This is a genomic window from uncultured Tateyamaria sp. (assembly GCF_947503385.1).
Lineage (GTDB): Bacteria > Pseudomonadota > Alphaproteobacteria > Rhodobacterales > Rhodobacteraceae > Tateyamaria.
Genome location: NZ_CANNDO010000004.1, coordinates 206,163 through 218,850, shown reverse-complemented (window position 1 = coordinate 218,850; position 12,688 = coordinate 206,163). Strand labels below are relative to the sequence as shown.

The 12,688-nt window shown below is 63.5% G+C and carries 14 protein-coding genes; 9 read left to right on the top strand and 5 right to left on the bottom strand.

Translation table 11 applies throughout. The annotated features are described in order from the left end of the window. The first annotated feature begins 11 nt into the window (after nt 1–11). From Q1A85_RS14890 to Q1A85_RS14870, 5 genes are all read left to right on the top strand, one after another. Nucleotides 12–1,487 (top strand): FAD-dependent oxidoreductase, encoded by a 1,476-nt coding sequence (locus tag Q1A85_RS14890; RefSeq protein WP_299690938.1) that lies wholly within the window; start codon nt 12–14, stop codon nt 1,485–1,487. A 74-nt stretch (nt 1,488–1,561) separates the two neighbouring features. Beyond that, a complete protein-coding gene (gene hflK, locus Q1A85_RS14885) occupies nt 1,562–2,737 on the top strand; it encodes an FtsH protease activity modulator HflK (RefSeq protein ID WP_299690935.1) in 1,176 nt (391 codons plus the stop codon). Beyond that, nucleotides 2,737–3,624 (top strand): protease modulator HflC, encoded by an 888-nt coding sequence (hflC, locus tag Q1A85_RS14880; RefSeq protein WP_299690932.1) that lies wholly within the window; start codon nt 2,737–2,739, stop codon nt 3,622–3,624. Before hflK ends, hflC begins: the two co-directional genes overlap by 1 nt. Next, entirely contained in the window at nt 3,624–3,818 is a 195-nt protein-coding gene (locus Q1A85_RS14875) for a DUF2065 domain-containing protein (RefSeq protein WP_299690929.1), read from the top strand. Before hflC ends, Q1A85_RS14875 begins: the two co-directional genes overlap by 1 nt. 165 nt (nt 3,819–3,983) lie before the next feature. Then, nucleotides 3,984–5,453, top strand: a complete 1,470-nt coding sequence (locus Q1A85_RS14870; RefSeq protein WP_299690927.1) for a DegQ family serine endoprotease — start codon at nt 3,984–3,986, stop codon at nt 5,451–5,453. A gap of 59 nt (nt 5,454–5,512) precedes the next feature. Here Q1A85_RS14870 and Q1A85_RS14865 read toward each other — a convergent pair whose 3' ends face one another. Together Q1A85_RS14865 and Q1A85_RS14860 are read right to left on the bottom strand one after the other, a co-directional pair. Further along, a complete protein-coding gene (locus Q1A85_RS14865; protein ID WP_299690924.1) occupies nt 5,513–6,040 on the bottom strand; it encodes a peptidoglycan-binding domain-containing protein in 528 nt (175 codons plus the stop codon). 63 nt (nt 6,041–6,103) lie between these two features. Further along, nucleotides 6,104–6,523 carry an OB-fold nucleic acid binding domain-containing protein gene (locus Q1A85_RS14860; RefSeq protein ID WP_299690921.1) on the bottom strand — a complete coding sequence of 140 codons (420 nt, stop codon included), beginning with the start codon at nt 6,521–6,523 and terminating at the stop codon, nt 6,104–6,106. A 122-nt stretch (nt 6,524–6,645) separates the two neighbouring features. Between Q1A85_RS14860 and Q1A85_RS14855 the strand changes: the two genes are divergently transcribed. The 3 genes from Q1A85_RS14855 (at nt 6,646) to Q1A85_RS14845 (ending at nt 8,112) form a co-directional block, all read left to right on the top strand. Next, a complete protein-coding gene (locus Q1A85_RS14855; RefSeq protein WP_299690918.1) occupies nt 6,646–6,969 on the top strand; it encodes a 2Fe-2S iron-sulfur cluster-binding protein in 324 nt (107 codons plus the stop codon). Between the two features lie 88 nt (nt 6,970–7,057). Beyond that, complete coding sequence (locus tag Q1A85_RS14850; RefSeq protein WP_299691460.1) at nt 7,058–7,720, top strand: VCBS repeat-containing protein; 663 nt, start codon at nt 7,058–7,060, stop codon at nt 7,718–7,720. Beyond that, a complete protein-coding gene (locus Q1A85_RS14845; protein WP_299690915.1) occupies nt 7,717–8,112 on the top strand; it encodes a hypothetical protein in 396 nt (131 codons plus the stop codon). The genes Q1A85_RS14850 and Q1A85_RS14845 overlap by 4 nt, the downstream gene beginning before the upstream one ends. A gap of 7 nt (nt 8,113–8,119) precedes the next feature. Here Q1A85_RS14845 and purD read toward each other — a convergent pair whose 3' ends face one another. Then, entirely contained in the window at nt 8,120–9,385 is a 1,266-nt protein-coding gene (gene purD / locus Q1A85_RS14840) for a phosphoribosylamine--glycine ligase (protein ID WP_299690911.1), read from the bottom strand. A gap of 70 nt (nt 9,386–9,455) precedes the next feature. Here purD and xseA point away from each other — a divergent pair, with 70 nt between their 5' ends. Beyond that, a complete protein-coding gene (gene xseA / locus Q1A85_RS14835; RefSeq protein WP_299690908.1) occupies nt 9,456–10,997 on the top strand; it encodes an exodeoxyribonuclease VII large subunit in 1,542 nt (513 codons plus the stop codon). A gap of 99 nt (nt 10,998–11,096) precedes the next feature. Here the strand turns inward: xseA and Q1A85_RS14830 are convergent, their stop codons facing one another. Together Q1A85_RS14830 and Q1A85_RS14825 are read right to left on the bottom strand one after the other, a co-directional pair. Further along, entirely contained in the window at nt 11,097–11,492 is a 396-nt protein-coding gene (locus tag Q1A85_RS14830) for a hypothetical protein (protein ID WP_299690905.1), read from the bottom strand. Between the two features lie 49 nt (nt 11,493–11,541). Next, nucleotides 11,542–12,582, bottom strand: coding sequence for an alkane 1-monooxygenase (locus Q1A85_RS14825; protein ID WP_366140594.1), 1,041 nt, complete (start codon nt 12,580–12,582; stop codon nt 11,542–11,544). Nucleotides 12,583–12,688 lie beyond the last annotated feature (106 nt).

Genomic DNA, 12,688 nt, shown 5'->3' with positions numbered 1-12,688 from the left:
GGACCCCGAGCATGGCAGAATATGACTACGACCTCTTCGTGATCGGAGGCGGTTCGGGCGGGGTGCGCGCAGCACGTGTGGCCGCAGGCGAAGCAGATGCCAAGGTCGCGCTGGCCGAAGAAGACCGCTATGGCGGCACCTGCGTGATCCGTGGTTGCGTGCCCAAAAAGCTGATGGTGTTTGCCAGCGAGTTTTCGCACATGCCCGAACTGGCGGCGGGATATGGTTGGGACATCAACCCCGGCACGTTCAACTGGCGTGCGTTCTGCGACCATCTGAACACCGAACTGAACCGGCTCGAAGACGTCTACAAATCGCTGTTGGACAATTCCGGCGTGGACCGGTTCGATGCCCGCGCCACCATCGAGGATGGCCACACCGTCAAACTGTCCACCGGCGAGACCAAGACCGCCAAGACCATTCTGCTGGCCAATGGCGGGCATCCGGTGCGCCCTGATTTGCCCAATGCCGATCTGGGCATCGTATCGGACGACATTTTTCATCTCGAAAGCCTGCCCAAATCGCTGCTGATCGTCGGGGGTGGCTATATCGCCTGCGAGTTCGCTTGCATCATGCACGGACTGGGCGTTGAGGTGACGCAATACTATCGCGGGGCGCAAATTCTGCGCGGCTTTGACGATGAGGCGCGCGGCCTGATCGCCGAGGCAATGCGGTCGCGGGGTATCGATGTGCACACCGGGACGGATATCGTGGAGATGCGGCGCGCCGCTGACGTAGACGACGGCGCCCGGCCCACCGATTCCGATGCCGCCATGGGCGCGTCGGCACAACAAAGCAACATCCTCACTGAACAGACCCGAGACGCGGCGGACCCGTCGCGTGGTGGGCCGATCTGGGTCAAGGCCACGAACGGGCGCGAACGTGTGTTCGACACCGTGCTGTTTGCCACGGGCCGGACACCCAACAGCGCTGACATGGGCCTCGAAGACTTGGGCGTAAAGCTGGGTCGCCGCGGCGAGGTTGTCGTGGACGAATACTCCAAGACGGATGTGGACAGCATCTATGCGGTGGGCGATGTGACCAATCGTGTGAACCTGACGCCGGTCGCCATTCGCGAGGGCATGGCCTTTGTCGAGACAGTGTTCAAAGACAACCCGACGCCGGTCGATCACGCGCTGATCCCGTCTGCGGTGTTCACGCAGCCTGAATATGGTTCGGTTGGGATGACGGAAGAGCAGGCGCGCGATCAGGAAGAGATTGAGGTTTACTGCACGTCGTTCCGCCCGATGCAGACCGCCTTTGCCGGGCAATCCGACCGGGTGCTGATGAAACTCATCGTCGCGAAGGAAAGCCGCAAGGTGCTGGGCTGTCACATCGTCGCACCACATGCGGGCGAGATGATCCAACTGGCGGGCGTGGCCATCAAGATGGGCGCGACCAAAGAGGATTTCGACCGGACCGTGGCGGTGCATCCGACCATGTCCGAAGAGATCGTAACCATGAGAACGCCCATGCGGACCGCTTGAATTTGTGGCGGAAACACACAGTTATGGGCCAAGGCGTAGCGGATGCTGCGCGATCAAAAGGAGAAATACACCATATGGCTGGCAACACGGGCGGCCCCTGGGGCGGTGGCGGTAATTCCGGCGGCAACGGCGGCGGGCGTGACAACGGTTCACGCGGCCCCGGTCGCGGCAATGGCGGCGGCGGGCGTGGCCCGGGCGACGAAGGACCGCAAATCCCCGAAATCGACGAGTTGGTCAAAAAGGGCCAAGAGCAGTTGCGCGTTCTCATGGGCGGTCGCGGCGGAGGCAACACCGGCGGCGGCGCAGGTGGCGGCGGCGGCGCAGGCCCGTTCCTGACCCGCGGCACCATCGGCATTGCTGCTGTGATCGGCGTTGTCCTATGGGGCATGGCGAGCTTTTACACAGTCCGTCCCGAAGAACAGTCGGTTGAGCTGTTCCTTGGCGAATTCTCCTCTGTCGGTAATCCCGGTCTGAACTTTGCCCCGTGGCCCGTGGTCACAGCAGAAGTTATCCCCGTCACACGCGAACAAACCGAAGAGATCGGTGTGGGCGGACGCGGTGGAGACGCGGGCTTGATGCTCACCGGCGACGAAAACGTGGTCGACATCGATTTCCAAGTGGTTTGGAACATCACCGAACCGGACAAGTTCCTGTTCAACCTGCGCGATGCGCGCCCGACGATCCGGGCCGTGTCTGAATCGGCGATGCGCGAAATCATTGCGCAATCCGATCTTGCACCGATCCTGAACCGGGATCGCGGGTCCATTGCGGATCGTTTGCAGGAACTGATCCAAAATACGCTCGACAGCTATGACGCGGGCGTGAACATCATCCGTGTGAACTTTGACAAGGCCGACCCGCCGCAGGAGGTGATTGACGCCTTCCGTGACGTGCAAGCCGCCGAGCAAGAGCGTGACCGGTTGCAAAACGTGGCCGACGCCTATGCCAACCGGGTCCTCGCCGAGGCGCGTGGTCAGGCCGCTCAGCTTCTCGAAGAAGCCGAAGCGTACCGCGCCCAGCAGGTCAACCAGGCCGAAGGTGAGGCGTCCCGCTTCTCCGCTGTTCTGGAGGAATATTCCAAGGCACCAGACGTGACACGCAAGCGTTTGTATCTGGAGACGATGGAAACTGTTCTGGGCAGGATCGACAAAATCATTCTGGATGAGAACAACGACGGTGGCGGGCAGGGCGTTGTCCCCTATCTGCCACTGAATGAACTGCGCCGTGGCGCAACAGGAGGGTCGAACTGATGCGTCGTTCCACTTATCTGATCCCGATCCTCGTCGTTCTGGGCGCAATTGGCCTCAGTTCAGTCTACATCGTGGACGAGCGTGAAAAGGCGCTGGTGCTGCAATTTGGTCGTGTGGTCGACATCAAGGAAGACCCCGGTCTGGCCTTCAAACTGCCGCTGATCCAAGAAGTCGTGCGTTATGACGACCGGATCCTCAGCCGCGACGTCGAACCGCTGGAGGTCACGCCGCTGGATGACCGTCGTCTGGTTGTCGACGCGTTTGCGCGCTACCGGATCGTGGATGTGAACCAGTTCCGTCAGGCGGTTGGTACGGGTGGTGAACAATCTGCCGAACGCCGCATCGACGGTATTCTGCGGAACGAACTGCGCGAAGTGCTGGGTTCTGTGTCGTCCAATGATATCCTGAGTTCGGATCGGGCCGCGCTGATGCTGCGCATCCGCAACGGCGCGATTGCCGAAGCGCGTGCGCTGGGCATCGAAGTGGTGGACGTGCGCCTCAAACGCACCGACCTGCCGCCGGAAAACCTTGATGCGACATTCGAACGGATGCGCGCAGAGCGTGAGCGTGAGGCTACAGATGAACGTGCCCGAGGTAACGAGGCGGCGCAGCGTGTGCGGGCCCAAGCCGACCGGACCGTGGTCGAACTGACCTCGGACGCCGAACGTCAGGCGGAGATCATTCGGGGTGAGGCAGATGCCCGCCGCAACGCGATCTTTGCCCAAGCCTTTGGCGAGGATCCGGAATTCTTTGAATTCTACCGCTCGCTCACGGCCTACGAACGCGCGTTGCAGGGCTCGAACTCGACCATGGTGATGTCGCCGGACAGCGAGTTCTTTAACTACTTGCGCTCCGATCAGGGGTCGCGCAGCGCCGAAGGCGACTGATGGCTTGGATTCTACTGGCCTTGGGCTGTGTATTGATTGTGGAGGGGCTGGCCTATGCGCTGGCCCCTTCGCTTATCGAACGGGTGCTGGAAGTGCTGCGCAGCCTGCCCGAAACAGCCCGTAGACAATTGGGTGCGCTGGCGCTGGTGTCGGGACTGATTTGCGTCTGGCTTGCCTTCTTCATCGGTCTTTAACCAATATGGCGCTCACATGGGCCTCACGGTCTGTTGAAAGATGTGACGTGCGTTCCATCTTTAATGTTGCGCGTATGCAACCCTACATGCACCCTGTGCGCAGGCGCGCACTGAGATGTGCAGATGGCCGTTTCGGCCCAAAGTAAAGATGCAGGAGAACCCGTGATGCAGTCCAAGGCAATCGCCGTTTCGAGACAGCTTCCCCACCCCAACATCATCCGGGCGTTCTGGCTGGGCGCACTGGCGCTGGCCTTTGTGCTGGTACAGGCGCTGGCCGCACAGGCCCGTCCCGAAAGCCTCGCCCCGCTGGCGGAACAGATCAGCCCGTCGGTGGTCAACATTACCACCTCGACCGTGGTCGAAGGTCGAACAGGCCCGCAGGGCATCGTGCCCGAAGGCTCGCCCTTCGAGGATTTCTTTCGTGAGTTTCAGGACCGCAACGGTCCCAGCGACCGGCCCCGCCGGTCCTCGGCACTCGGGTCCGGCTTTGTGATCTCCGAAGACGGCTATATCGTGACAAACAACCACGTCATCGAGGGCGCGGACGAGATCAATATCGAGTTCTTCAACGGCGACGAGTTGACCGCGACATTGGTCGGCACCGACCCCAATACCGACATCGCGCTGCTAAAGGTCGAGGCCGACGCGCCGCTGCCGTTTGTGCCGTTTGGTGACAGTGATGGCGCCCGTGTGGGCGATTGGGTCGTGGCCATGGGCAACCCGCTGGGGCAGGGTTTTTCGGTATCGGCCGGGATCGTTTCGGCGCGCAACCGGGCGCTGTCGGGCAGCTATGACGACTACATCCAGACGGATGCCGCGATCAACCGGGGCAACTCGGGCGGTCCGCTGTTCAACATGGATGGCGAGGTGATCGGTGTGAACACTGCGATCCTGTCGCCCAATGGCGGTTCCATCGGCATCGGCTTTTCGATGGCGTCGAATGTGGTGACCAAGGTCGTGGACCAGTTGCAAGAGTTTGGCGAGACCCGCCGGGGCTGGCTGGGCGTGCGCATTCAGGACGTCACCGACGACATCGCAGAGGCGATCGGGCTTGAAAACACCGAAGGCGCGCTGGTCACATCCGTGCCCGAGGGTCCGGCCAAAGAGGCGGGGATGCAGGACGGCGACGTCATCCTGAGCTTTGCCGGCGTGGACGTGGCGGACACCCGTGGTCTCGTGCGGCAGGTGGGCAACAGCCCCGTGGGCGAGACGGTGCGCGTTGTCGTGTTCCGCGATGGTGAAACACTGACGCTGCGCGTCACGCTGGGTCGCCGGGAAGAAGCCGAAGGCGCGGTGCCCGCCGTGGCAGAGGCGCCCGAAGCGGATGCACCCGAGACCAAGGACGTGCTGGGTCTGACGCTGAGCACGCTGACAGAAGAGCTGCGCGCAGAACTGGGCGTGGCCGAAGATCAGGTGGGTCTGGCCGTGACGGATGTGGACGAGACATCCGAAGCGTTTGAAAAAGGTCTGCGTGCCGGTGACGTGATCACCGAAGCCGGTCAGCAAAAGGTCGCGACCATCGCCGAGTTCGAAGAACGTCTGGAAGATGTGAAAGAGGCGGGCCGCAAGTCGCTGCTGCTGCTGGTACGGCGCGCAGGTGATCCCCGCTTTGTGGCGCTGAGCCTCGCAGGCTGACGACCACGCGGCACGGAAAACAACAAGGGGCGCTCTGGTTCGGAGCGCCCTTTTTCGTGTCAGAGGCGGGCGGTCTGGTTGACCGCGATCAGGCCCAGTTTGCGCGCAGCGGCCACGGTGAGGGTCGGATTGTCGAACCCTTCGCTGCGTTGAAATCGGTGGATGGCCTGCCGTGTGCGCAAGTCGATCTTGCCAGTGAGCGGGCCATTGTAGTGTCCGCGTGCGGCCAGTGCGCGTTGGAGCGAGGCGACAAAGTCCGGGGTCAGTACGTCGGCGCAGGGGATTTCAAACCAGTTCTCGCGCCGTGGCTCGACCACGATCTGTTGCGTTTCGGTTTTGTAGATCGGCGGGGACTGCACGCGGCCATCGCTGCTGATCTGTGCGGGTTGCAGCGCGACTTTGCGGGTCTGGGTTTCGACCACGGCAGGGCTCACCGTTTTGTCCCAGCAGGTCCCGGGGGCCGCGCCGGGTGGTGCGCTGGCCAGTGACACCGGGTCGATATTTGAGCGGGTGGCGGTGCCGATTTCGGCACAGGCACCAAGGGCGAGAGCCGCCGCGAGGGCGGTGGCGGGAAGACGATATGACATGCTCGGGCCTCTGATTTGGGCTTTTGCAGTGAGGATAGCGCAGGGCGCGCGTCCTGCATAGGCTCAGCCGCTTTTGCGGCTTTCCCAGGTCTCGGTCCGTGTCTCGGCGGCCATGGTGCGGCCCGTGTCCTCGGCCAGAAGCTGGTCCAGCAGGTGCGAGATATCCTCGATCTCTTCGGCGAGCACATGGGTGACATTGTGCGCCCGCTGCATCCGGCCAGTGACGCGCAACATGCGCCCGGCGATCACCGCGCGGCGGAACGCCTCGTAGATGTGACGCCAGACGATGATGTTGACCACGCCGGTCTCATCCTCAAGGGTAAGAAAGATCACGCCCTTGGCGGTGCCGGGCCGCTGCCGCAAGATGACCAGCCCCGCCACGGCCACGCGTGCGTTTACGGGCGGCAGTTCCAGTTCGGACGCGCGCAGGCAAGCGGGGGGGCGGGGCCATTGGGCCGATGTTGGGGCGGGATAGACCTGCATAAGAACATATATAGAACATTTGCATCGACTGGCAAAGTCGAAACGCCCCCCTGAAAAAGGGGCTGGTGCGGCCTATTTCCCATGGGTAGAAGTTTGCGGGACTGGAACGGAAGGGGCTTTTGATGGCCAAGATCACCTATATCGAACATGGCGGCACAGAGCACGTGGTGGATGTCGCCACCGGCCTCACGGTCATGGAAGGTGCGCGGGACAATAACATCCCCGGCATTGAGGCCGATTGCGGCGGTGCGTGCGCCTGTTCAACCTGCCATGTCTATGTGCATCCTGACTGGGTCGAAAAGCTGCCCGCAAAGGACCCGATGGAGACCGACATGCTCGATTTCGCCTATGAGCCTGACGAGACCCGGTCGCGGCTGACCTGCCAGTTGAAGGTGACGGATGCGCTGGATGGTCTCGTGGTGCAAATGCCCGAAAAGCAGATCTGATTTGACCGGCGCGCCGCGTCCGCTGTCACGCCTGTGCCACGCGCCCGCCCGCGGCGCATGGCTGGCGCTGTGCCTGTGGTGCGCGTCGCTGGGCGCGGGTGCCGCCGGTGGGACCATCACAAACGCGGAATACACATCACCGACAACGCGCTATGGGCACGCGGTTCTGGGTGACGCGATTGAGTGGGGGGCCTTGACCCTGACGCTGGCGCATGGCGAGCGCGTCACCTTTACCCTGCCGCAGGATCATGTGTTCGAGGATGTTGCCCCGCGTCTGGCCGACGTGGACGGGGACGGCGCGCCCGAAGTGATTGTCGTGGAAACGGATGTCACCGCCGGTGGCGCGCTGGCCATCTACGGCGCGCAGGGCAAAATTGCCGAGACGCCGCATATCGGCACGACAAACCGCTGGCTGGCCCCGGTCGGCGGGGCCGATCTGGACAAGGACGGTGCGGTCGAACTGGCCTATATCGACCGGCCACATCTGGCCAAGACCTTGCGGATCTGGCGCTTTGACAACGGCGCGTTGACAGAGGTCGCACATCTGCCCGGCCTGACCAACCACCGCATCGGAGAAGCCGATATCGCTGGTGGCATCCGCGAATGTGGCGACGGCCCCGAAATGATCCTTGCCACAGGCAACTGGTCCGACCTGATCCTGCTGCGCTGGGACGGCCGCCGATTTGACTGGCAGGCTCTGGGCTCGGACACAACGCGTCCTGCCTTTGCCCGCGCGATGGCCTGCCAATGATCCGGTCGGCGCTGTTGGTGCTGACCAGCGCAGGCCTTGCCACAGCACAAGACCAGATCAGCGCCGAAGAATTCCTTGATCAGCTTACGGGCAAGACTGCGACATTTGTGATCTGGGGCACGGACAATCTTGTCGGTGTAGAGCAGTTTGTGCGCCGCGACCGCACAGTCTGGGCGCGGTCGGATGGCTCGTGCGCCTACGGCACGGTGACCATCGACGGACCGCTTGTGTGTTTCACCTATGATGACGAGCGCAATGGGCGCCAGCATTGCTGGTTCCCGTTTGTGCAGGATGGCACGCTTTTGGTGCTGGATGACGAAGGCGATGAGATACAAGCCGTGTCGGAGATCACAGACCGGCCCGTGGCCTGCAATCCGCCGCCGATCTCCTGACCGCGCATCAGTTGAGGGCGCGCCACCCGATGTCATTGCGAAAAAACCCACCGGGAAAGTCGACCTGATCCACCATACCATAGGCCCGCTCGGCGGCTTGGGCCAACGTATCACCGCGGCCCGTCACATTCAGCACGCGACCACCAGAGGCGGTGATCGCCCCGTCTTTGAGCGCTGTGCCAGCGTGAAACACCATGTGATCGCTGTCTGACGCCAGCGCGTCCAGCCCATCAATCTTGGCCCCTTTGGCATAGCTGCCGGGATAGCCGTTGGCGGCCATGACCACTGTCATGGCGTGATCCGCAGCCCAGTTCACCTGCGCGGTGTTCAGACGTGCCTCCGCAGTGGCGTGCATCAGGTCCAGCGCCTGCGCGCCCAGCCGCATCATCAGCACCTGACATTCCGGATCGCCAAAGCGCGCATTGTACTCCACAAGGCGCGGCGCACCATGTTCGATCATCAGTCCGGCATAAAGCACGCCCTGATACGGCGTGCCGCGCCGGGCCATCTCGGCAACGGTCGGCTTGATGATCTCGTCCATGGCACGCTGTGCAATGGCGTCGGTGAGCACCGGCGCTGGCGAATAGGCGCCCATGCCGCCCGTGTTGGGGCCGGTGTCGCCCTGACCCACACGCTTGTGGTCTTGCGCCGTGCCGATTGGCAGCACATCCACCCCGTCGCACAATACGAAAAAAGATGCCTCTTCGCCCTGCATGAACTCTTCGATCACCACTTCGGCACCGGCACCGCCAAAAGCACCGCCAAACATGTCGTCAATCGCCGCTTCGGCCTCCGCCACGGTTTCGGCGATGATAACGCCCTTGCCCGCAGCCAGACCATCCGCTTTGACCACGATGGGCGCGCCCTGTGCTTGCGCATATGCCTTGGCCGCCGCAGCATCCGTGAAGTGGCCATAGGCCGCTGTTGGCGCACCGGCGGCGTCGCAGATCGCCTTGGTAAAGGCTTTGGACGCCTCAAGCTGTGCCGCCGCCTGACTGGGGCCCAACACCAGCACACCCGCTTCGCGCAGCCGGTCAGCCACCCCCGCGGCCAGCGGTGCTTCGGGACCGATGATGACGAAATCAATGGCCTCAGCCTCGACGAAGGCGAGCACCGCGCCCGCGTCGCAGATGTCGAAAGATGCGCAGTCGGCAATCGCCGCGATGCCAGCGTTGCCCGGTGCCACCACCAGCCGGTCGCATTTGGGGTTTTGCAGCACGGCCCACGCCAGCGCATGTTCGCGCCCGCCACTGCCGAGGATGAGGATGTTCATATGCGCGCCCTTCTTGGCCTTCGTTGCTGCGCGTTCTAAGCTGATGCGCAGAGCGGCACAAGGAAGCGACATGGACCTGATCGACGATCCCGAAGAGGCAGGCAACGCCCCGGAATTCAGCGTCTCTGAAATCTCCGGCGCGGTAAAGCGCATGATCGAAGGCGAGTTTTCTCATGTACGGATCAAAGGCGAGGTGGGTCGGGTGAGCCGTCCACGGTCCGGGCACATCTACCTTGATCTCAAGGACGATCGCGCCGTGATCGCGGGTGTAATGTGGAAAGGGGTGGCAAGCCGTCTGCAAACCCAACCCGAAGAGGGGATGGAAGTCGTGGCCACGGGCCGCCTGACCACCTTCCCGGGACAGTCAAAGTACCAGATCGTGATCGAAGATCTGAAACCCGCAGGCATGGGCGCGCTCATGGCGCTGTTGGAAAAGCGCAAGGCGCAGCTACACGCCGAAGGGCTGTTTGACGCCCGCCGCAAGCGCCCGCTGCCCTACCTGCCGGAGGTGATCGGCGTTGTCACTTCGCCTTCGGGTGCGGTGATCCGGGACATCCTGCACCGCCTGCGCGACCGCTTTCCGCGCAAGGTGCTGATCTGGCCCGTGGCCGTGCAGGGGGCCGCCTGTGCCCCCGAGGTGGCGCGGGCAATCGAAGGGTTCAACGCGATGTCGCCGGGTGGGGCAATGCCGCGCCCGGATCTGTTGATCGTGGCACGGGGTGGCGGGTCGGTCGAGGATCTGTGGGGCTTTAACGAAGAGGCGGTGGCGCGCGCCGCCGCCGCATCCGACATACCGCTGATCTCAGCGGTGGGGCACGAAACGGACACGACGCTGATTGACTACGTCTCGGACAAACGCGCCCCCACGCCCACAGCCGCGGCGGAATTGGCGGTGCCTGTGCGCCATGAGTTGATGGCGTGGTTCGACACTGCGGCGGCGCGTATGTCCGGCGCGCTCAGCGCGGGCCTGCAACGGCGTGGCCAGCGCCTGGCGGATCTGGGCCGTGCATTGCCTAAACCCGATGCGTTGGTCGAAGGGCCGCGCCAGCGGCTCGACATGCTGGGCGACCGTTTGGCGCCTGCGTTGATTGCGGGCGTGCAGCAGCGCAAGGTGCGCCTGTCTGATGTGGCGGGCAGCCTCAGGCCCGCCACCCTGCGCCGTCAGGTGCAGGCCAATGCGCAGCGGCTCACGTCCGCTGCGGATCGCCTCGCCCCCGCACTGCACCGCGTGGCTTCTGCGCGCCGAGATCAACTGACCGCGCGGACAGCGCGGTTTGGTCCGCACCTGTTGCAGCGCGACCAGACGCAGGCCGCCGAACGGATCGCGGGCCTGGTTGCGCGCCTGTCGCGTGTGGGTGCGGCACAGGTAAGCCGTCTGCGGGCGCAACTCGACGCAATGGACCGCCTGCGCGAAACGCTGGGTTACAGGGCAACGCTCGCGCGGGGCTATGCCGTGATACGCGGCGGTGGACAGATCGTGACGACCAAAGCGGCCGCAGCCAATGCGCCGGGTCTCGAAATCGAATTTTCCGATGGCCGCATGACGGTTGGTGGCAGCAAGGCCACCCCCAAAAAATCGGCACCAAAACCAGAGCAAGGTTCGCTGTTCTGACCCGTCTCTGTCCCCAAAAAATCCTCGGGGGAGCGCGAGGGGGCAGACAGCCCCCTCGTTCACAAAAATGAATCGCGTGCGCGTCAGCGCTCCTTTGGATCACACACCGATCTTGGGGCCTAGGCAGATCATCTCCTCGCCCACGTCCTGCGCCTCGTATAGCGCGGTGCTTTCCGGGTTGTTCTCGAACCGTGCGATCAGGCCGCTATTGCCTCTCTCGAAGGTCCAGCATTGCGGCTCTGGGCGGTCGTCATACACGAAACAGATGCTGCGCCCCTCCGCGTACCAGTATCCGTCCTTGCAGTCCCCATCCAGGAACGACCAGGTCACACGCCGATTTTCGTGATAAATTTCTGCGCCATAGGCCTCGCCTGACCGACCATAGTACAGCGTCTTGCCGGTCACATAGGCCTCGAACTCGGCGGCGGTCATCGGGTCGGCATGGGCCATTCCGGCACCGACGATCAGGGCAAGCGAAAGCAGGGCATGTCTCATGCCCGCATCTTGTCAGATGCGAGCGGGCGGGGCTAGCGCTTCGCGCGGGCTATTCGGCGGCAAACGTCGCGTCGGTGGCGGGCTTTTGCCAGCGCAGCGCGCGGCGATCCATCAGGTGCCGCCACACCGGCGGAACCAGCGCCAGCACGGCCATAACCGGCAGGGGGCGCGGCAACATCGGCATTGTCGCGCGGTCCAGTTCCAGCGCCGGGAACGGTTTGGCCGGGTGCATGTGATGCTCGGAATGACGTGGCGCATTCAGCATCATCGCCGAAGAGTACCAGTGCGGCGTGTTCCACGAATGCTGCGGCCCCATCGGTTCGACCCGCCCGTCTGATGTCGTTGCCCGTCGCAGGCCGTAATGCTGCACATAGTCCGACAGCATCAGTTGCAGTTGCGCATAGGCGGCGATGGCAACCAGCCCGGCAACACCGCGCCAGCCTGCCAGACCCGCCGCACAGGCAAGGCTGGCCACGGCACCACCCACATACCACCGATAGGGGGTGGGCCAAAACGCGCCGTCCCGCCGCCGCCGCTCGGCCCGCAACCCGGCGCGAAAGCTGCCCAGCCACGTGCGCGGCACGTAGCGCCAGAACCCTTCGCCCAATCGGGCCGACGCCGGATCGCGGTCGGTTGCGGCATAGACGTGATGCACCAGCCGGTGCGCGCTGGTGTGATGTCCAAACAGCAGACTGGCATAGCACGCAGCCCCCAGCCGGAAAGGCCAGCGCGCATTGCGGTGGATCAGCTCATGCGCGTTGGAATTCGAAATCTGTCCAAACCAAAGGCCGCAGCCGATGATGATCAACACTTTGTCGATCAGAGCCATGGGCTGCCCCATGGACCAGATCGCCAAGGCCAGTAGCACAAAATGCACGATCCCAAGCGCTTCGGACAGCCGGTGCCCGTCTGCATCGCTGGGCGTCATTTCGACCGTCACTTTGTCGAGAAAGAACACAACCACCGTGATCGTCAGAACCGCAGCCAGCGCCCATATCCCGCCCCAGACGCTGGCCGCCGCGAGCAGAGCGGCGGGCACAAGCGTGGCCACGATGTATGGCATCAGGCGGAACATGGGCGTCAGAATCACTCCGATGAACAGGCGCACGACCCTAGCACGGGCCGCGCCGACCCACCTAGCGGGTGATCTGGCCCAAAACGTGTCCGATGGGCGGCAGGGTGGTGACCATCGGCGC